The organism is Streptomyces sp. NPDC051940 (assembly GCF_040680895.1).
Classification (GTDB): Bacteria; Actinomycetota; Actinomycetes; order Streptomycetales; family Streptomycetaceae; genus Streptomyces.
In genome coordinates this window covers 12865-33983 of record NZ_JBFAXR010000051.1, presented here as the reverse complement: position 1 = coordinate 33983, position 21119 = coordinate 12865, and the positions used below count along the sequence as shown (strand labels likewise).

At 69.0% G+C, this 21119-nt stretch carries 12 protein-coding genes and 1 pseudogene; 6 read left to right on the top strand and 7 right to left on the bottom strand.

Annotation, left to right across the window (positions count from 1 at the left end; all coding sequences use genetic code 11):
* Positions 1–403: 403 nt before the first annotated feature.
* Positions 404–649 carry a hypothetical protein gene (locus tag AB0M28_RS20735; protein ID WP_365406678.1) on the bottom strand — a complete coding sequence of 82 codons (246 nt, stop codon included), beginning with the start codon at positions 647–649 and terminating at the stop codon, positions 404–406.
* Positions 650–889: 240 nt separating this feature from the next.
* A complete protein-coding gene (locus AB0M28_RS20730) occupies positions 890–3040 on the bottom strand; it encodes an MMPL family transporter (protein ID WP_365406748.1) in 2151 nt (716 codons plus the stop codon).
* Positions 3041–4572: 1532 nt separating this feature from the next.
* Here AB0M28_RS20730 and AB0M28_RS20725 point away from each other — a divergent pair.
* From AB0M28_RS20725 to AB0M28_RS20700, 6 genes and pseudogenes are all read left to right on the top strand, one after another.
* The gene (locus AB0M28_RS20725) at positions 4573–5634 is read left to right on the top strand and encodes an IS110 family transposase (RefSeq protein ID WP_365406675.1); all 1062 of its coding nucleotides are present in this window, start codon (positions 4573–4575) and stop codon (positions 5632–5634) included.
* A 46-nt stretch (positions 5635–5680) separates the two neighbouring features.
* Positions 5681–6312 (top strand): annotated as a pseudogene (locus AB0M28_RS20720) (transposase family protein).
* 885 nt (positions 6313–7197) lie between these two features.
* Positions 7198–7965 carry a hypothetical protein gene (locus AB0M28_RS20715; RefSeq protein ID WP_365406673.1) on the top strand — a complete coding sequence of 256 codons (768 nt, stop codon included), beginning with the start codon at positions 7198–7200 and terminating at the stop codon, positions 7963–7965.
* A gap of 419 nt (positions 7966–8384) precedes the next feature.
* Complete coding sequence (locus AB0M28_RS20710; protein WP_365406671.1) at positions 8385–9566, top strand: dsDNA nuclease domain-containing protein; 1182 nt, start codon at positions 8385–8387, stop codon at positions 9564–9566.
* Positions 9553–10116, top strand: coding sequence for a hypothetical protein (locus AB0M28_RS20705; RefSeq protein WP_365406668.1), 564 nt, complete (start codon positions 9553–9555; stop codon positions 10114–10116). The genes AB0M28_RS20710 and AB0M28_RS20705 overlap by 14 nt, the downstream gene beginning before the upstream one ends.
* Complete coding sequence (locus tag AB0M28_RS20700) at positions 10113–12041, top strand: hypothetical protein (protein ID WP_365406665.1); 1929 nt, start codon at positions 10113–10115, stop codon at positions 12039–12041. Before AB0M28_RS20705 ends, AB0M28_RS20700 begins: the two co-directional genes overlap by 4 nt.
* A 204-nt stretch (positions 12042–12245) precedes the next feature.
* Here AB0M28_RS20700 and AB0M28_RS20695 read toward each other — a convergent pair whose 3' ends face one another.
* From AB0M28_RS20695 to AB0M28_RS20675, 5 genes are all read right to left on the bottom strand, one after another.
* A complete protein-coding gene (locus AB0M28_RS20695) occupies positions 12246–12827 on the bottom strand; it encodes an SLATT domain-containing protein (protein WP_365406662.1) in 582 nt (193 codons plus the stop codon).
* Between the two features lie 51 nt (positions 12828–12878).
* Positions 12879–14300 carry a hypothetical protein gene (locus tag AB0M28_RS20690; RefSeq protein WP_365406659.1) on the bottom strand — a complete coding sequence of 474 codons (1422 nt, stop codon included), beginning with the start codon at positions 14298–14300 and terminating at the stop codon, positions 12879–12881.
* Between the two features lie 26 nt (positions 14301–14326).
* On the bottom strand, positions 14327–15475 hold the full coding sequence (locus tag AB0M28_RS20685; RefSeq protein ID WP_365406656.1) for a hypothetical protein: 1149 nt from the start codon (positions 15473–15475) through the stop codon (positions 14327–14329).
* A 233-nt stretch (positions 15476–15708) separates the two neighbouring features.
* Positions 15709–17346, bottom strand: a complete 1638-nt coding sequence (locus AB0M28_RS20680) for a hypothetical protein (RefSeq protein ID WP_365406653.1) — start codon at positions 17344–17346, stop codon at positions 15709–15711.
* A 7-nt stretch (positions 17347–17353) separates the two neighbouring features.
* Positions 17354–20872 carry a WD40 repeat domain-containing protein gene (locus AB0M28_RS20675; protein WP_365406650.1) on the bottom strand — a complete coding sequence of 1173 codons (3519 nt, stop codon included), beginning with the start codon at positions 20870–20872 and terminating at the stop codon, positions 17354–17356.
* Positions 20873–21119: the final 247 nt, after the last annotated feature.

The window sequence follows — 21119 nt, the reverse complement described above, 5'->3', positions numbered from 1 at the left end:
AACTTGGGCTTTTTCAGTGGGAGGGGGGTATCGCCGAGGTAAGCCCGTAGGAGCCCATGGGGCGATCTCGATGAAGCCCTGACAGCCCGCCTGGTCACCCGTTCAGCCCAACGCCAAGTCGCAGCCCACCCCGGCTGATCACCGCACCTGATCACGCCCCCGGATTGGGGCGACGCCCTCGGCGACCTTGCGATGAGGACGGATGGCGTCGCCTCGCGGAAGATCACCGACTTCGCGGCGAAGGCGGAGGAGCTGGGGGATCCGGCTCGCCGAGCGGGAGATGACAAGGCCCCGATCCGCGACTACCGCTTGGTGCTGAAGCACATCGACGACGACGGCGGCCCGGCCCGGGCCGCGCTCGTCATGGACAGCTTCTCCGGATTGCACACCACCGGAGCCGGTGTTACGTGTTGGCTCTGCGCTGGACGAGTTCGAAGTCGGTGGTGTAGTTGGTGCCGTCTTCGGCGATCTCCCAACGTCCGGTGATCGTGTTTCCGTCGTCGCTGAAGGTCGCTTCGAAGCATTGAGAGAACGGCTCGCCCTCCCGCCGGAGCCTCGACCAGCCGTTGCCGATGCTCATCTCGTAGACGCGGCAGACGCCGCGCTCGTCGGAGTACGGCTGGAAGTACGTCCCGTTGGCGGCGTGCATCCGATGACGGAGACGTTCTCGAGTGCCTCGGGCATCTCGGCCGTCCCACGCTGCAGCGGATGTGCCCCGTGGCGAGCCACTCGAAGGTGACCCTTGCGTCACCCGGCCTGGCGCGTGCTCGCAGTTGGTCGGTCCATCGATCCGCTCCCTACTCCTGTGGTGCGCCCGAGCTGCGCTGCACTTGCCGGGCCCAAGTCATCTTGGTCCGTCATCGAATCGGACGCAGATCGTGGATCGAACTCATCCGTGCTTGGGTGCTTTCGGCTCGGGCTCTGCCCGCTCCGGGTGCGGGTAGGACGGTTGCACTCGCAGTGGACGGGCGGCCCAGCCCGGCAGGTACCAGTTCCATGGACCGAACAGCGAGACGAGGGACGGAACCAGCAGCATCCGCACGATGGTTGCATCCAGGAGGATGCCGAAGCCGAGGCCGGTCGCCAGGGTCTTGAGGTCGGTGCCGGGGCCGGAGGCCAGGGCGGCAAAGGCGAGGAAGAGGATCAGCGCAGCGCTGGTGACGAGCCGACCCGTACGGCCGACACCCTCGATGACGGCGGCGTCGGTTGATCGCCCGGCGTCGTACTCCTCGCGGATACGGGACAGGATGAACACCTCGTAGTCCATCGACAAGCCAAACAGGAAGGCGAAGACCATGAGGGGGATCCAGAACGTGATGGCGCCGGTGGCCTCGATGTCGAAGATCGCATTGGAGCCGTGACCTTCCTGCCAGAAGATCACCATCAGCCCGAGCGTCGCCGCGAGCGAGAGCAGGTTGAGTAGCACGGCCTTGAGTGGCAGCAGCAGTGAGCGGAAGGCGCGGACGAGCAGCACATATGTCAGCAGGGCGATGATCGTGAGCATCAGCGGGAAGTTGCCATAGACGGCGTGCATGAAGTCGATCTGTGCCGCCCCGATACCGGCGACGCCGACCACCCCGGGAAGGTCCTGCGAGACGTTCTTGACCCGCTTGACCACGCCGATGCTCTTGGAGTTCACCGTTTCGTAGTCCGGGACAATCACCACGATGCTTTGTCCGTCCCGGTTGCCGGCCGGTCCGGAGGGTACGAACGCACTGCTCACGCCGTCGACCTTGGACAGTTCGGCGGCAGCCGACTGAGCCTGGTCGGTGCTGACCAGGACTTCCATCGGGGTCAGCGCGCCGGTCGGGACACCGCCACGCTCCAGAGTGGACAGGGCCTCATACGCAGGGCCGCTCTTGGCCAGCGATTCCGAGGAAGCAAGGCCGATCCTGACACCGGAGAAGACGCCGGCCAGCGCGGCCAGCGCGGCCAGCGCGGCGCCGGCCGCAATCCAGCGGCGCCGCACCACGGCGGCGGCCCACCGGCTCCAGGCGCGGCTTGCCCGGTTCTCGTGGCGGATCTTGGGCCAGTCGACCCGTGGTCCGATGCCGCCCAGGATCGCAGGGGTGAGGGTGAGGGTCGTCATCACGCTTGCCAGCGGGATGAGCGCGCCGCCGTAGCCCATGCTGCGCATGAACGGGACCGGGAGGACGACCAGGGCGAGCAGGCCGATGGCCACCGTCACGCCGCTGAACACCACCGCGTGCCCGGCCCGTTCCATCGCGACCACGACCGCTTCGTGGTTGTCTCGGCCGCGGTCGCGCTCCTCGCGCCAGCGGGTGACGAACAGCAGCGAGTAGTCGATAGCGACGCCGAGGCCGATGAGGGCGACCAGGAACTGCACGATGAACGACACATCGATGGCGTAGGTGAGCGGCAGCAGCATCACGAAGGTCGCAAGGATCGACACTGCGGCGACCAGCAACGGCAGCAGGGCGAGGAACGACGCGAATACGAAAACGAGCACGGCGAGGGCGCCGACGGCACCAAGGAGCGTCTCCCCGAGCACGCCCGGCCCTCCACCGTCATCGCCTCCGGAGGCCAGCTCCTCCTCACCCGTCACCCCGACCGTCGCACCGGAGGGCAGGGCCTTCTCGGCCGCCGAGCGGATCGGATCCGTCAACAACGTCTGATCGGGTGACGGGTTGAAGCGGTAGAACACCAGTGCATAGGCAGTACGGTCGTCTTTTGTCCGGAAGGCCTTGTCACCGGTGTTCGCCTCGCTGATCACCCGCACGTTTGGGACCGCGTCGCCAACGGCCGTGAACACCCGGTCGATGTCGGCCTCGTGACCGGAGACGGTCTGCCCGGCCGGGAGCGTGACCGAGACCAGATAGGGACTGGTGTCGCCGCCGCTGCCGAAGGCGTCCTTGATCTTGTGCGCCGTCACGGTGCCGGGCTGGCCCGGCAACGAGAAGTCGATCGTCATCCGGTCCGTTGTCCGGCCGGCCAGCAGCACGCCCGCGATCAGCACGAGGCCCCAGAATCCCACGACCATCTTGCGATGCCGCAGAACGAACTCGGCCCACCGTCGCATGCCAGCCACCCCCACGTCGTAGGTTTCGCCAGCCTAGCCCGTCCGCCACCCCTTTCCTCCTCTAACGGACATATCGGCGCGTTTTGTCCATACGTTACGTCGCTTGTGAGGCGCACAGGCCCTCCCCGGCAGACTCCTGTGAGACATGAGGACAACAGAGTCTTCTGCGGCGAGTGGGGCGAGAACGGATCTTTTGAGCCTGACTCTGAGCATGCCGAGCTCGACGTCGAGGTGGTGGCCGGGGCCGTGGGCAAGAAGAAGCGCGGTCCCCGCGCGGGTGGGCCGAAGCGGCGGCAGTTCTCCGCGCAGTACAAGCTGCGGATCGTGGAGGAGTACGAGCGGCTCACCGAGCCTGGTGCCAAGGGTGCCCCTGCGCCGGGAGGGGATGTATCACTCGCACATCATCGACCCGCGGGCCGCCCGGGACGCCGGCGCCCTGGATGGCCTGGCCGCCAAGCACACCGGGCCACGGGGTCAGAGTGCCGAGGCCAAGGAGGCCGAGCGGCTGCGGGCGGAGAACGAGCGGCTGGCCGCGGAGCTGGCCAAGTCCCAGAAGGCGCTGGCGATCCTGGGAAAAGCACACGAGCTCTTGGAACTGCTCTGCGAGCGAGGACTCCGCGACCAAGCGGACGAAGTGATCACCGAGGCACGCGCTGCACTGGAGCCGGTCGTCGGCGTCAAGCCGGCCTGCGAGCTGACCGGCCGCTCACGGGCCACGGTCTACCCGCTGCGCACCCCCAGGCCGAAGCCGACCGGACCGCGCCGGACGGCGGTGCACCCGGCCGCGCCGAGCGAGCTGGAGCAGGCTCGGATGCTGGCCGTGTGCGCTCGCCGCGGTACGGCGCAGGGCCGTGGCGCTCGCCACGGCCCTGCGCCGTGCGCAGTTGGGTTGGTCGCCCTCCCGCGCGGTGGTGCTCCTGCAGTCCGAACGTTGCCGGGTTGGGGAGGGTCCAGGGCGGTCCCTTGGGGCTGTGGTACCAGGCCTTCTGCCTGCCGGGGGTGACGGTGATACCGAAGTCGGCGCGGGCCGGCGCCTCGGGGAACAGCTCGTGGAGTTCGGTGACGACGTCCCACAGTCCGGTGGGACCGGTCTGGCGCACGGTGCCGCCACGATCGGCGCGCGTCACGGATCCGTCAGGTGTCCAAAGGCCTACTGCGCTGAGCTCTTTCAGCGTGGCCACTGATCGAGTGACGAGGATGGCGGCTGTAACGCACAGGGCTCCCGTGCCGTTGAGGGAGGTGCTCGAGGTCTCAACCCACCGGCACAGGAGCCCTGTTGGTTCCCTATCCTGCCTGTGAGGATGAGGGAGCTCCGCTTCGGCGTGCGGTCTGACTCATATCCTGCCTGGCCCTCATCGGTGTCCTCAGTGCGATCCGTCGGCCCGGGCCTTGGCGGAGCGTTCCCGTCGGGAGCGGTGACCGTGTCCAAATAGGGGCCTTCGCGGTCGTGCATGCTGCACCGTCACAGGTCTGACCGGCCACGTCCTCCCGGCGACCGGCACTGTGGAACTCGGTTCAGGGAGGGACAGGTCATGGCGCGGACGCTGGTGTCGCCGGTGGAGCCTGCGAATGTACTCGGGGTCGACACGCACAAGGACTTCCACGTGGCTGTGGTGCTCAGTGGTCTTGGCGTACTGCTGGACGGTGAGACGTTCCCGGCGACGGCCGATGGCTATCGCAAGCTGGTGGCCTGGGCATCCGGCTTCGGCCCCGTGGGTCAGGCGGGCGTGGAGGGAACCGGCAGCTACGGTGCTGGACTCACCCGCTGGCTGCGTACGCAGGGGGTGCAGGTCGTCGAGGTCAATCGGCCCAACCGTGCGATGCGCCGACGGCGCGGGAAGACCGACGCCGTCGATGCCGAGGCCGCCGCCCGCGCCGTGCTGGCCGGTCACGCGAGGGTCGTCCCCAAGCTCGGTGTCGGGCCCATCGAGGCGATCCGCGTCGTGAAACTCACCAAGGACTCCGCGTCCAAGGCCCGGGTCCAGGCCATCAACCAGCTGCGCAACGTCCTGATTACTGCGGAGGCGGCGGTGCGCGACTCGCTGGAGGGCTTGAGCCTGTCGAGGCTACTCACCCGATGCACCGACCTGGAGGGTCAGGGACAGGCCGTCACATTGACGCTGGCCCGACTGGCCCGGCGCATCCGTTACCTGGATCAGGAAATCCGCGATGCCAACCGGCAGCTGGCGACCCTGGTCCAAGCCGCGGCCCCGGAGCTGCTGCAACTTGCCGGAATCGGGCCGGACTCGGCAGCCGCACTGCTCATCGCCGCCGGCGACAACCCGCAGCGGCTGCGCAGTGAAGCCTCCTTCGCTGCGCTGTGCGGGGTCTGCCCGATCGAGGCGTCCTCGGGCAAGACCCGCAGACACCGCCTCAACCGCGGCGGCAACCGGCAGGCCAACGCCGCACTGTTCCGAGCAGTCCTCTCCCGGCTGCGTTGGGACCCTACCACCCAGGAGTACGTGCAACGGCGCATCACCGACGGGCTCAGCAAGCGGGAAGCCATCCGCTGCCTCAAGCGCTACCTCGCCCGCACCGTCTACAAGATCCTCATCCGGCACAACCCCGAGCCCACCACCACTTGGCTTCCATAGGGGCATCGCACTCGACCTGCCGCATGCCCTGGTCGAGTGGGTCACGATGCTCATCGTCACCCGCGAGGGTGACCGGCGCTGCAAGCTGCCACCGCACCAGCGCGCCCTGGTCGCTCTGGTGTACCTGCGCCGGCACGACCCCCTCACGCAGATCGCCGGCGGCTTCGGTATCGCGGTCGGCACCGCCCACGCCTACACGACCGCGGTCATCGACCTGCTCGCCGACCAAGCACCCGGCCTGCTGCGTGTCCTGCGCGAGACCGACCCCGACCACGTGCTGCTCGACGGCACCCTCGTGGAGTGCGACCGGATCGGCGACAGCCGCGCCGACTACTCACACAAGCACCGCAGACACGGAGTGAACGTGCAGGTCGTAACCGATCCGGGCGGCCGGCTGCTGTGGCTCTCGCCCGCGCTTCCGGGCCGGGCCCACGATCTCACCGCAGCCCGCACCCACCGCATCATCCGGATCTGCGAGCGCCAGGGCGTCCCCGTTCTGGCCGACCGCGCCTACATCGGAGCGGGTCCGTGGTAACAACAGCACGTCGGCGCCCACCCGGCCGCGACCGAGGCGTGGCCCAACTGAAGTCCTGGCGGATCTTCCGCCGGGCCCGCTGCAGCCCGAATCGAATGACGTCAATGGCCAAGGCCGTCCTCACCCTCGAGCGGCACCGCTGAAAGAGCTCACTGACAGGTGGTGCTCACTCGCTGCTGGCATGAGTGACGAAGGGCCGGGCCGTTCTCAAGCCGACCATCACGGCGAGCCCTGGCTTGCGTTGGGTTCCAGCCACACTGTGCGTGATAGATGGAAATCTACAGCTTTGCTGTGCGTAGACCATTCGTGTACTGCCACTCTGAACCAAAGCAGATCTGAGGGGGCGACATGCGCATTCCGCACGGGCCTGCGACGTTGCGCATGCTGGTGATCACAGTGACGGCGCTGGCCGCCTTGGCGGGTTGCGGCGCTGGGGGTACGGACCCCGCAACTCCGGGCGGAGAAGATCAGCCCGTGGTGTCGGACCAGGCGCCATCTGTGTCATCCGGCGGCGGCGACCCTGACATCGATCCGATCGAGCCTCCACCGGTGGACACGGGAACCCCAGACGCGCCCGGACCCGGAATCACCGGATCGCCGTCCCCGGATCCGCGAGTAACGCCGTCCTGCAGCGAGGTCGACCCGACGCACGTGCCGTGCCTCGAGCCGGACGGCAGCGTCAGGCACACACCTGCCGTGCCCGAGTCGACCGAGGCGGTCCCAGACCCCGACGAGAGCTCCGGGCCGGAATCCTCATGACGGACCGCCAAGGGCCCTCGCGCCCGGGCGCCTCCACACCAGACCACACCTCCCCGCCGACACCACCGCCACGGCGGCCACGGCTCTTTCCCCGGTCCCGTACCTCGCCGGCCGCCGGCCAGGCACCAGCCGTCCCGGCGGTGCCCGACACGCCCCGCCCGCCTGCGGCACCACCAGCGCCACCGCAGGAGCCCTCCGACATCGCGGGCTCCGGAGCGACGGATATCATCAACTCCGCTTTCGGGGCGGGTTCGTTCATCCTGGCTGTGATGCTGTACGCCGGGTTTATTTACAGCAAGAGCTACTACGGCTATTACCACCTCGACACCCTCGCCATCGGCTTCGACTCGTTCGAACTCGCCGTGCGCAGCCTGCGACTGGCGACTTTCCCCGTGCTGATCGCACTGGTCCTGCTGGTGCTGTTGCCGCACCTGCCGCACTGGCTGAAGCTGCTCCACGTGCCGGTCCAGGCGCTGGACCAAACGAGGCGCTGGGCCCGGGCCGCGGCCCAGGGCTATCCGCTGTTGGTGGCCTGCGGGCTGTTGCTGCTGCTGTGGTGGAGCTCGATCCAGCCGGTGCGCTGGCTGCCCCCGCTGCTCATCGCCAGTGGCCTGCTGCTGGGGCTGACTCGCGCGGCCCACGCTGGTGAGGAACGTGGCCAGCCCCGATGGGAGCGGGCGGTGTCCGCCGTCGTCGCCGCCCTGTTCCTGTTGTGGGTGGTCGCTCTGGCAGCCGGACAACTCGGCCGCCGCGACGCCCAGGCGGACGCCGACCGCCTGGTGCGGCGGGTCGCCGTTGTCGTCTACAGCAAGGAGCGGCTCAGCATCTCCGGCCCGCCCGAGCTCAAGTCGGAGGATCTGGGCGCCGGCGCACCGTACCGCTACCGCTACAGCGGTCTGCGCCTACTTGTGGAGCGCGACCACCGCTACTACCTGCTACCCCTGGGCTGGCAGAAGGACCAGGACCCGACGTTTGTGATCGAAGACGACGAGACGCTACGCATCGAACTGCGACCGGGCACCCGGCCTCGGCCGTGAGCCACCCCCTTCGGCCGCGCAGCACCGAACCGCCGCAAGGCTGTGTCACCTTCGGGCAGGCAGGTGCTCTGCGAATCCGGGGGCATGGTTACCCCACGGCGTGCAGCTGGCCTTGGCTGGCAACGACAGCTCTCTTTTCAGCCTTGGCCGCCTTCTTTCGCCGCTGCTCTGCGAGTTGGTCCTGATACAGGCGGACCGCCTGGGGATCCGTGCGCAGATCTCGGCCGAGCGGTACTTCGAATCGTTGTGCTGACCGGGTGGGGGAGCCTGACAGGACCGTGTCTGGCCCCGGGGTGAGCACCTTCGTGCACTAGTGATCACCGCGCTCCGCTTCCCAACTCTGTTGCGCTGTGCCGTCGACGAAAGATCGCAAAAGTTTTACGCTGCGTGCTCGGGTAGTAACGAGCAATGGGGGGCGAATGGCCGATCCGATCGAGATCGAAGCACCGGACGATACGGGCTCGCCCACTCTGCGGAGGTACGAGTACCAGGTCCATGTCGCTGTGCAGGCGGTCTTGGAGATGCTCGCAGGCGGCACGGTCGAGCACGTTACGTGCGAGCACATCGAGGACATCGTCGTCGCACGCAGGGACGACTCCCGATGCGCCGCCGGGGAACTGTTCTGGGACTACCAGCAGATCAAGACCCGCGATGCGGTGGAGCCCTGGACGCTGACGGACGTGATCTCGAAGAAGCCGCTCAAGAGCCTGTGGCGCACCCACACGGCGGTCAGGGGTACCGGGCAGGTCTATCAGCTGACCGCCGGCGTCGAGGGGCACCTCGACCCCGCCGACGCGCTCGTGATGGCGTTATCGCGCGGACAGGGCAGTGGCCCGGAAGCGTGCCGCAAGCGTGTCGCCGCCCACCTGAAGGTCACCGATGAGGACCAGCTGTGCGAGTTCCTGGGGCTCGTCCGGGTGCGGACCTTCGTCCGTCGGGAGAGCGTCGAAGCACACAACACCCGCGTACTTGGCGACCTGGGGCCCGGGCTTTCGATGTCCACGATCGACGCCCTCTACACGGAGTTGCTGCGCCGTACCCGGGAAGCCATGCAGGGGCGTCCGGTGGCCCGGTGGACCGAGCTGCTCGCCGTCGACAACCCGCCGGCCGCCGTGCTGAACAAGCGGGTCTCCGCCGCGGTCATCGCCGACGTGTGGCAGCGGCTCACACGCCCCGACCACGTCCTGCTCCAAGACCTCTCTCAGCAACTGACCGGCTCCGAGACCAGCCTTGTCCGCAAACTCCGGCAGGGAGCCGCCTCCCGAGGCGTCATGCAGGACGCGCAGATGATGCGGGCCAACGCCGACCACCACCGGCTCCGTGAAGCAGCACTCGGCACCTGGCCCGACGACCCGGCCGTGGAGGCGGACCTCGACCAGCGGCTGCTGTTCCTGGCACGCCGCGTCGGCCGCGCCCATGAAGAAAACCCCCGGCCGGCGAACGCCATCTTCGACGCCCTGCAGGTCGAACTGCAAAACAACCCCGGCGCCTACGACCGCTCGCCGCTGTACGCGCAGGACGGGGTGCTGCTCATGGGACGAGCGTGCGCCGTGTCGGACGAATGCCGTTTCGACTGGGGGGACGCACGTGACGCCTCCTGACACCGCCACACCCACGCCGGCGGACCGGCCCGCTGATGGCCGGCCACCGTCCGCCGACGCTCAAGCACGCCTGCTGCTGCTCATCGACGTCTTCTCCGAGACCAGGGCAAGCAAGGGCATCGAGGGACGGATGAAACTCGCCAAGCTCGACTTCCTGCTGCGCTACCCCCGGCACTTCCACAAGCTCATGTCCGTCCGCCGGCCCGGCACGGACATCGGCGAGGACCCCTGGCTGACCGGCGCGATCGAACAGAGCATGATCCGATACCGCTACGGGCCATGGGACCCCGCCTACTACGCCCTGCTTGGCGCCCTCACCGGAAAGGGCCTCATCGAACCCAAACACGAAGACGCCGTCGCCACCTACCGCACCACCCAGGCTGGACACGACGTCGCCCGCGCCCTCGCAGACACCGAGAGCTGGCGCCCCGTAAGGGAACGGGCCCTGCTGCTGCGCCGCCACTTCAACCTGAGCGGCACCACGCTGAAGGACCTCATCTACGAGACGTTCCCCGACATCGTCGAGGCGGACTGGGGGACCCACCTGTGAGACTGCGCATCGAAGCGCTGACCCTGGTCAACACCAGCCGCACCGTACGCTTCCAGCCCGGCATGAACGCCATCGTGGGCTCCATGAGCGGCGGCAAAACCGCCACTATCAGCTGCCTGCGCGCCCTGCTGGGCGCCGAAGTGAGCGTCGTGCCCGAGCTACGCGGCCGGTCCATCTCCGGCACCGTACTCATCGGCGAGCGCCGCTTCCGCATCGTGCGACAGCTGGTCAGCACTTCCACCGCCAAGGTCGACATCGCCGAGATCGGCGGCGAGCACGAGGTATGGCGCCTGCCCGCCAGCCAACTGCAGGCCGGCTACGACCAGACCTTCCGCGACTGGTGGCTGAGCATGCTCGGACTGCCCCGCATCCGCGTCCCCCGCGCCCCCACGGACGAGACCAGCCCGCTCATCCCCGTCACCATCAGCGACTACCTGATGTACTGCGTCCTGCGGCAGAAGGAGATCGACACCTCCGTCTTCGGCACCCCGGACAACGCGCAGAAGAACATCAAGCGCAAGTACGTCTTTGAGATCCTCTACGGCCTCTACGATCCCGAAGCTGCGGGACTGCGCGAGCGCCTGCGCGCCGTCACCACCGAACTCAACGCCCTGACGGCAGACGCGACCACCCTGGAACGCATCCTGGAGACGACTGCGTTCGCCTCCCGGGCACAGCTCGAAGTCCAGCGGCAGGAAACCGAGCAACAGCTGCTTCAGGCACGCGAGGCCGACCAGGCCCTGGCCCGTCAACTCACCCACCCCGCCACCGTCTCGCTGCGCGAGCAGATCGGAGATGTGGAGGCCGAACTCGCCCGCATCTCGGACGGGGCAGCCGCCGAAGCCGTCTCCATGTCCCGGCTTGAGGAACTACGCGACCAGCTCATCGCCCAAAGCCGCCGCCTCACCCGCGCCCTGGTCGCCGAACGGCTGCTGAACGACTTCGAATTCCACACCTGCCCGCGCTGCGGCGCCGGCGTTCCCGAACGCGGCGACGAAGCCACCTGCAGACTGTGCCTGCAGACCCCGCCGCAGGACCCAGCCCCCTCCACGCTCGTCGCCGAGCAGGACCGCATCATCGAGCAGGTCACCGAGACCGAGGAACTCATCAAGCGCAGCAAAGGCCGCCTCGACGCACTGGAGGCCGTCCGATCCGCGCAAACGCGCCGCCGCACCGAGCTCGGCGAGCAGCTCGACCGCGCTACGGCCACCTACATCACCGACCAGACGGACCGCATTCGCGCCATCGCCGCTGAGCAGGCCCGGCTGGAAGAACACCTGGCCCGGATCGACGACGCTCTCACCCTGCACAACCGCCTCCAGGGGCAGAGCGAACGGATCGCGGAACTGGAACGGGAACAAGAAGATCTCAACAACCGCGTCGCCGCCTCCCGGCACAGCAACCCGGACGTCCATGCACGCCTGGACCGGCTCGACGAAGCCTTCGAGGCCGCCCTCCGCAGCTTCGACGCCCCCCGCTTCGACAACCAGCCAGGCTCCCGCATCAACCGGGAGACCTACATGCCGGTCGTCGACGGGCGCTCCTTCTCCGACCTGCAGTCCCAGGGCGTCGAGGTTCTCGTCAACGTGGCCCACGTCCTCGCACACCAGCAGGTGGCGCTCCACGACGACGCCAGGCCCCTGCCCAATCTGCTGATCATCGACGGCATCAGCAGCAACGTCGGCCACGAGGGCATCGACCTGGAACGACTGCGCAAGATGTACGCCACCCTGCTGGAGACCGCCACCGAACACGTCGACCGTCTGCAGATCATCGTCACAGACAACGACTCGCCGCCCATCGACGGCATCCACCGCACCCTGGAGCTCTCGGACACAGATCGTCTCGTACCGTCAGACTCGGCGGACGAGCAATCCCCCGATGACGAAGCCGGCCCCGACGTAGACACCAACGACCCGGCTTGACCCCGGCGCCGCCCCGTTCGCGAACGGGGCGGCGCGCGCCTGACGGTGGGCGACTGGGGCCGGGGTGCCACCGTTGTTGCCAGGCCGAAGCCGCCCTTCGTCGGTTCCCAGCTCGGGGGCGGTGGTGTCCGAACCGTCGAGACACGGGCGGTGCGGCATGTACGTTCTGGACGCAGGCCTGGCCGGGGCGTCGTCGGGGAGGCGTCAGCGGGTGTCCGTGTCCACGGCATAGGTCTGGGCTCCTGCGCGCAGGTTGGCCTGTGCTTTGCGGTACGCGCGGCGGCTGGGCACGTCCGCCTGGGTGTTCTGCGCGTCGCGGCGGGCGGTCAGCGTGGCAAGGGCCTCGCGCGCCTCCCCGGGAGTCCAGTCCGGCAGGTCGAGTTCGCGGTGCTGTCGTGCGGCCGTCTGGATCTCCAGGTAGGTGTTTGCGGTAGCTGCTGCATGACTGGCCCGCTGTGGCGCGTTGACCGTGGTGAGTACCGCGCCCAGGCCTGCCGAGGCCAGGGCGAGAATGCCGGCGGCGGTGCTGCCCGTGGACTCCGCCAGCGCTGTCGTTCCGGCGATCGCCGCGAGCAGCGTCGCCGGGACGCCCAGCAGCCAGTGCAGCGCCCTCCAGCGCTTGGCTTCCTCGAACTGGCTTTGGGCGCTGTACATCGCGCTCTCCTCGAGGCGCTGGAACTCCGCGGCGAGCGCCCGGCGCCGAGGGTCGCCACCGGTGCCGTGCCGGGAGATCGCCTGCGTGTCAGGCGCCGTTGAGGTGACGGGTGATGTATCGGCGGTGTCCACCTGCACACGGTATCCGCCGGGCTTGGTCCTTTGGAGTCGAATGTCCGGGCTTTACCCGGGGAGTTCAGCGTCGTATGCGGCGAGCGCCGCGTGCGCGGGGTGGTGCTGGTGGAGCCCGTCGATCATCTCGTGCCAGCGGGTGCTCCCGATCCATTCGTTGGCATCCAGCGAGGCGCGGAGTTCCGCGAGCGGGATCCGGTCGAGGAAGGGCAAGGCGAGCGGCGGGGCATCCAGGCCGATGTCGAACTGCCCTTCCGGGGCGGGTGCGGTGAGGAAGCCGTTCCATCCGGAGCGCGTGCGGTCGAGCACCATCCAGTATCGGGCGGGGGCGCCCACTGCGGCGGTCCCCCGCACGGGGCTCACCCGTACCGGATAACACAGCGGTCCGTCCTGCGTCACGGTTCTGGCGGGTGCGGTCCCGTCGTCCTCGATAGCCAGGGTGATTTCCACCATGCCGTCCCGTGCCACCGCCACCTCGGCGGTCAGCGGATCTTTCCGCAAGGTGACCACGCTCTCGTCCTCATCCTCCAGCTCTCCCGAGGAGGCGAGCAGCACGAACTCGGAGTCAAGGCGCACTGTCAGAGACAGATCCACAAAGGCCGTCGAGCGCCTGGGGCTCGGCGTGGTGGCGGGGCTGGTGGCGGACGCGGGCCCCGTGGTGGGTGAGGGACCGGCGCCCGCCAGGTGGGTGGCGGCCAGTCGGGCGCTGTGACGCAGGGCAGGGTCGACACTGAGTCGTTCGGCCAGCGCGGACAGCGCTGACCTAGTGGAGGTGGGCAGCCGCGCCGGGTTCGCCGCGATCAGCCCTGTGAGCAAGGCGGCCGCCTCGCGTCCGAACCAGCGGCCGTCCCGTGCGCCGCGCAGTCCGGCTTCGAGTACCGACAGTGGACCGGCGAGCGAGGTGGCGGCCGGGGTAAACCAATGACGCAGCTCCCGCGCCTCTGGCGTCCCCGCGGCGCCGTTGGCTGGTGAGGGGGGCGTACCGATGGGGTCGAGCAGGGCGGCAACGGAGTCCGCGGCGGCCTCGACTCGGCGCCATGGCAGGCAGTGGAAGAGGGCCGCGGGGGCCGCGGTCTCCCGGTCAAGGCGGTGGAGCAGGAGGTAGCGCAGTTCCAGGCTTTGCGCCCTCAGCCGTGCCACGGTCCGGGGGTCGGCCGGGACGGTCGTCCAAGACGTCTCCAGCTCCGCGACCAGGTCCGCGCCGTCCTTTGTGACCGGCAGCGGCCTGCCGAGGTCGTCCAGTTCGACTACGCGGGAGCCGTCCGGAGCCTGCAGGGCGAGGGCCCGGGCGGGCGCGTCGTTTCGGCTGACGGTCACGCTCGTCCGTGCCCACGCGGCGGTACGGAACCGGTTCATCTCCCGGGCGTCCGCCCGCTCGTCACCGTCGTTGATCCGTCCCAGGGATGCGGGTTCATTCGGCGCACCCGGTACCAGGCGGGCGATCCAGCTGCTCAGCGGACGATGCACGGTCATCACACCCTCCTGCCCGGCCACGCTCCTCAAGTTCCGGTCCCGGCGATCCGGGCGAGCAACTCCACGGCGACCGCGCCGTAGGCGTGGACCGACTCGGCGGAGACAGTGTCCGGCCCGTCTGGCAGGCAGGTGTCTGCCTGCGCCCGGAGACGCCGCCAGGCTGCCTCCCCCCGTTCATCCAGCCGCGCCGCGAGATCCGCAGGGAGGGCTTGGGCCCACGCCCGCACTGCGCTGTCGTCCAGGCCGCGTTGCCCCCCAGGGCTGGCCTGCGGGCGAGGCTTTCCCTCCGGGCGCCCACCCAAAGCGTGCTCCGAGGGGCCGTCGCCGGGCTGCTGCCAGCGCACCCGGAACTTCAGGGCTCGCAGCAGCAGTTCCGCGCAGATCTCGGGATCCTGCGGCTCACCGGCAAGGACCAATCGGCGGGGGCCCTCGCGTCGGTGGGGCAGGTCGTCGAGTGCCCGCCCGAGCGGGTCCAGGACGACCCGGTGGAGCGGATCGTAGAGGAGGGTGTTGACGGTGAGGTCGCGCTGCCGGCAGTCCTGGTTCACATCCGTGCCGGTGGCAGGGTAGGGCAGCCCGCTCACGCCGAGGCCCCGGTAGTCCAGGACGTGGCCGTCGCGTTGCGGAGAAAGGATGGAGCAGACCAGGCTGTCTGGACTGAATCGCCGCGGGCACTCGGCGCTGAAGCCGTCCCGTTGGAGGACCTCTTCGGCCAGGTCGCAAAAGGCGCCGGCCGGGGCGGTGCCCGTGGCGTCCAGGTCGCCCACCTCGTCCGGGTGGAAACCCGACAGCAGGTCGCGCGGAGCACCCCCGGCGAGCCAAAAGCCGTGTCCGGACTCGGCGAACCGGTCGATGAGGGAGGGGAGGAACCGAGGACCATGCACCCCGTGGATCAGCTCGTCGAAGGCTTTGGTGAGGTCGGGGGCGAGAGCGTCAATGTCGTGGACCCGTTCGGCCTCGTCCACGGCACCGACCCGGTTGCGCTCCAGTTGTTCGTACGGACGAAGGCCGACCCGCTCCAGCTCCGGATGCTGACTGGGGTCGGTGCTGCGCAGCGGCTGCCCGCTGTGCTCGTCGCCTTCGAGTAGCAGCCGGTCGTCGGCCGATGTCGGTGCGGCGTGGGCCGCGCAGCCGAAGCCGATGACCCGTCTGCCGTTGAGTAGGTCCCCGGTCATGACCGGACCGCCGACAGTCCGAAGGTCGCCGACGAGCGGGCCAACAGGCCCGGGCCGGGCACCCGGAGCGTATGCGGCTGGCGCGTCGCTGTTGCGCGTAGAGGGACGACCCGGGTCGGTGCCGGGGCCGACAGCCGGATGCGAGGCTCCATCGCGGCTTGGCGAGGGTTCCGGTTCAGCGCCTGTTTGCAATGCGGCCCGCAGGTGTGGTTTCCCAGGGTCGCCGGAGCCGGTCATCCGGCTGCCAGTCCGGTCCATCGGGCCTCTCCGTTCTCCCCGATGCGCATAATCAAGGGCACGAGCCCGGTCTCCCATGAGGAGTAGACCGATCCGTAGTGTTCGCTGTCCCGGTCCGGTTTCAGGGCCAGCGCGACGGCGTCGCTCAGATGCTGCGGGGTACACGTGATGTCCTGGTCCGGTTCGTCAACGCACGTGATCAGGCCCGGGTACATGAATCCCTGCGGGCCGTTCACACCGGGATGGGTGCGGATCGTCCTGAGGATCTGCGCCGGCGCTTCCGCCCGCCGAACCCACTGCGCCACTCCGTTTTTACATTCGGTGCACAGCCCCACCAGAGCCTCGGTGTCGCCCGCGGCCGCAGCGCGCTCGATACGGCGGGCGAGCTGGACTATGGCCTCGGGCAGCGCCGTTCCGTGGTCGTCGACCGTCGTCACAGCTGCGGCAGCGGGCTGCGGCCGGGCGGCGGGTGGCTGCGCGGCGGCGCTCTCCGCGGGAGTGAAGGCAAACGTGGACACACCGTCTGCCAGCACATGTTCCTTACCGCCAGAGGTGAGGCTCAACTCGCCGGAGGGCGCGTCGTCGGACCCGCCAGCGTCACCACGCAGGCGTGCGACCCGCCCATGGGCGCCGAGGGCCAACCCGAGCAGGCCGGACCCGAGGTAGGCCCACTTCCCGTCGTGTACGTAGTAGGTGACGGAGCGCTCAGGGTATCGGGCCTGGCAGCCCGCGAGACCGGCGTAGGTGACGGTTAACCCCGCTCCGGCCCAGGCGGCGGAACTGATCGAGCGCTGGTCCTCGATGAGTGACCGGTGGAATGCGTCATCGTCAGGCAGCAGGCGTGTCGGCCGGCCGGTTCCGCCGGGGTGCTCGAAGAGCGTGGAGACCGTCCAGCAGGCGCCGCCGCTGTCCGCGCTGCTCCAGGCGACGCCCTTGCCGTCGGGTGCACGCCATGCCTGGGCGAGTGTGGAGGGTTGTGTCGCCGGGAGAAGCGCACGGATGTGTCCCTGCCGGTCGACGGTGTCGAGAGTGCCCTGGCCACGGAAGACGTTCGGTCCTTCAGGCAGCGGGGTGAACAGGGTGACGTCCTCGGAGCCTCCCGTGACGAGGCGGCCGTACCGTCCCTTGCTGTGGCCCAGCGCGATCCGCTGCGGATTGCCGCCCGTCACTGGGAACACCAAGAGGGCGCTGCCGTCGCTGGCGAGGCTGACGGGGTCCTCGCCGAGGAAGCCGACGCCGTTGCAGGGGCAGGGGTGGGAGACCATCTTGCCGGTGGTCACGTCGAGGATGTGTATCCGTCCGGTGGTGTCGGTGTCGTCCTTCTCCGGGTCCGTCCAGACCAGTTGACGGCCGCCGGGGGACCAGCTGATCTGGTCCGGCACCTGTACCTTGGTGGAGGTTGCTCGCCAGGTGCGGCCGGCGGCGTCGGCCACCATCACGGCCTGATGTTTCGGTAGTACATAAGCCAGAACTGGCCGCTGACGGCCCGCTACCGACGAGGTCGGGCTGGCGCCCTTGCCGTCTGGGGCGGGCTGGTCGGTGGGGTCTGCCGTGCAGGCAGTGGCGGCGACGAGGGTCGCCAGGAAGACGGCCGCCGAGGCGCGGATGGCAATGTGCATGCGGGTTTGAGTCATGCGTCGGTCACTTCTCCTCGGCGCACAGATCGATGTACGGATGACGGTCGCCGATGTGGCGGGCCCACTCCTCGCGGGTGAGCCCCTTCCCGTCGGTCCACTGGCAGATGCTCCGGCGCCAGTCGATGCCGCCCACCTGCCAGAGATTCAGCGGCCCGGCCGCGTTGTCCGTGCGGAACGAACGGGTGACGGCGGCCAGCCTGTGGTCGTTCGGCGACCACGACAGGTGGATGATGTCGCCGGCACCGACGCGACGCAGGGCAGGCATCGACTGCAGGCCCGTTGCCGTGTCGTAGACGAGGACCTGGTCGGCGAACGCGACGGCCGTCCGGCGTGCGTCGGGCGACAGGGCCACGGTTGTCGGCACGGTGGCGGCCTCGGGCAGGCGCAGCGGAGATCCGGTGTCACGCAGCTCCGCGTCCAGGTAGCGGACGACATTTCCCTCGCTGAGAAGAGCGAGGCGGGAGCCGTCGTAGCTCCAGTCCAGCCGATAGGCCCCCGGGGCCTTCACCGCCCGAGTATGGGCGTTCCGCGGGGTAGTCAGATCGATGGTGACCACCCGCGCACCGTCCTCGCCCGGCCGTTCGAGGACGACAGCACGACTGCCGTGCACCCGGAGGCTGATGCCCTCGGCGAGGGGGACGGTATCCAGCTCCTTCCAGGTCTGCGTGGACCACACCGTCACCGGCCCGGTGACGTGCCGGGCAATGAGCAGATGGGCCTTGGGAAGGAACTCGACGTCGATGACGATCCGTTCGTCGCTAGGACGGCCCGTCTCGTCCACCCCGGACGGACGCAGGTCCCGCAGCCAGGTGCCATCCGGCCGCCACAGGACGATCGTGCCCCGCCCGTTGAACTGTCCAGCGCCCGCCACGAACTCTGGGCTCGTTGCGACGTCGTTGACGAAGAACGCGCGGGAGGGGTAGTCCGTTTCGTGCGGCCAGTCCCTTGCGATGGGGCTGGACGGGTTCTCTGCGGCCTCCGGACGCACGGTGTACAGCCCGTCGGAGGCATTGCCGAGATCCGAAAAGGCGGTGAGGAGCAGCCGGCCGTCCCCAGCGAAGGCGGCGGCGCTGGTCGCCGGTGCCGTGCTGCGGCCCAGCGGTCCGGGCTTGTCATCGAGGATGTTGACGCGCCCGCCGCGCCCCGCCGCCACCACCGTGAACTCATCCCCTACGGCCACGGCGGTCGCCGGGCCACCGCGGGGCTGATCCAGACCACGGCTCGCGGCGGCATCGTAGCCAGTGCCGAGCGGAACCAGGGCAGTGCCGGCGTCGCCGGCGATGGCGACGCTGCCGCTGTGCTCGACCATCGCGCGGGGGGCCATCGCCAGCGCACCCACGGGAAAGCTGAGCTGTCGGCGCCGAACCCGGTCCCAGGCCTGGACGCCTCCCGGGGTGGCGAGGACGATCAGCTCGTCGTTCGCCCCGATGTGCGAGGGCACATCCTGGACGTCGTTTTCCTCGATCTCCACCGCCACCTTGTGGCTGTCCAGGCCGACGGAGAGCACGCGGTTGTTCGTCAGTAGCACGACCACCCGTTCCTCGGCGGGCTCCTGGTCGGCCCGAGGAGCGGGACTGAGGGCCACGGAGGCATCCACCACCACGCGCAGGCCACCCGGCAGCCCCGGGACATCCATCGCATCCAGCCGTCGGCAGTCTGTCTGCTGGCGGGTGGTGGTGTCGTACTGCGCCATCGTGCCGTCGTCGCGTACCTCCACGAGGCGGACACCCCGGTCGGTGAAGGCAGTCGCCACGGTCTCGCTGTCCGCCCGTGCGCAGGTCGGCACCGGCAACGTCCCCAGCAGGACAGGTTTCTCGTCCAACACCTCATACAGGGAGACGACCCTAGCGTCGCGAGCGGCGAGCAGCCCGCTCACGTCGCTGAGCACCAGGCCGCTCACCTCCCCGGGCGCCTTCCCCAGGAACTCTCCCGTGCGCAGGTCCCAGGACTTAACACCCGAGTCGTCGCCCGTGGTGTAGACACGGTCACGCTTATCGTCCACGGCGACGCCGTCCACCCGGGTAGGGCTGGCCTGCCACGAGCGCCGCACGCCGGAGTTGGCGTCAAGTACGTCGCGCATCGCCTGCACTGCCCGCGGGGTATCCGGTCGGATGCGGCTTCCAGCGAGGCCGAGCAGCCCCGCGAGGCGGGGATCGGTCTGCCGGAGAGTCATGGCCTGCGCGGCGAGATCCGCCGCGAGCGCCTTGTCCGCCTCCTCATCGCCCGCCTTGGCGAAGGAGTACGCCATTCCTCCGACCACCGCGAGGACGACCAGAAGGGCGGGCCCGGTCACCTTGGCCCAGCGCGCGAGGGCTGGTCCGTCCCAGGTCCGGGCCAGGCGGGCGGCTTCGCCGATGGTAGAGGCGGGCAGGAGCTTCGCAGACTTGTCGCCTTTCCATTCATGGCGGGCGTCGACTTCGTCTGCCCCCGGGATGATGACGTTCTGCCCGTTGTGCGCCGCCTTCAGCTTTCCCGCGTAACCGCCCACGGTGACGAGCCGGCCAGCCGGCGTCCCGTCAAGCGCACCGACCAGCGCCGTACGAGAGTTCAGACGGCGGATCGCCGGCAGAGAGAACCGGGCACGGAGGCGCTGTAGAGGCCTGGCGCCAGGGTTCAGTTCACCCGACAGCCGCGGGTGAGTGCGGGTTCGGCGCCCAGCCTCTTTGATGAGCACGCCGAAGGCGCAGCCCAGTGACCGGTCGGCTACCGCCCCCACGACTCCTTCCGCGTTTGTCAGGGACCACAGCACGGTCCCGGTAACGCGGTGTCCCGCCGCCGTCCAGGCATCCCGCAGAGATTGCTGGAACCGTGCGTCAGCCCGGAAGCCGGACATCGTTCGGGGGTCGGGTATCAGTGCGGGTGGTCCGTCGGGCACAACGGCGACCGTGAGGGTCCCAGATGCTCCGTGGCCGCGCCGGGTGTCGAACAGCACGCCTGCCTCGGCTACCTTGCGCGGTTCGGGCAACGCCCCGTCCAGGGTCAGCAGCCACAGCAGGACCGGCAGGGCGAGGTCCCGCTCCTCCTCACCGAGCCCCGCCAGCAGCCGACGGATCCGTGCTGCATGTCCAGGCGCAGCTTGGCCCAGTAGACCCGCCGTCTCTAATCCGTCGAGCGGAAGGTGGGCTTGGCAGTGCCGTAACCACAGCAGCCCGGTTCGTAACTGGCGCGGGGCGTCCTCCACATCGCCCACCAGCGCGAGTGCCATAGCAGCAGAGGCCCGCAGCGCCTGGGCGGCGGCCGGCTCATCCACGCCGTGCGGGCTAAGGTCCCCGAGAGCACGGACGTGGGATGCCGCAGCACCTCGAGGGGCCAGCAGCCGATGGACGTCCGTCTCCTCGTCGCGGAGGGTGAACAGAACCTCGACGTCCTCAGCAGCAACGCGTTTCTGCAGGTAAACGAGAGCAGGCTGCTCTGGTGAGAGCAGGGCGCGGCGTGCATGCCCGGCGATCTTCCGATCCGTGATCAACAGATCCGATGTGAGTAACGCGCCCACATCCAACGCCGCTGAAGACTCGGCGGCCATCGTGCCTCCCCATACCCCCCGGCCAGCGGCATCGTGCCATCCACCGGCCCCCTCGGCACATGATGACAGCCGAGGTGTCGCATCATGGGGGAGTTACATAGATACAGAGGCTCTTGTCGGTCATCTCGCTGTTTCACAACTCTGGTCGCATGATGACCGTTTCACACCGGCGCCATCAATCGCCCTCCGTCCTCAGACATGACGCCGCGGCCGCCACTGCGCTGCAGCAACCGTCCGTTGTGCTGTG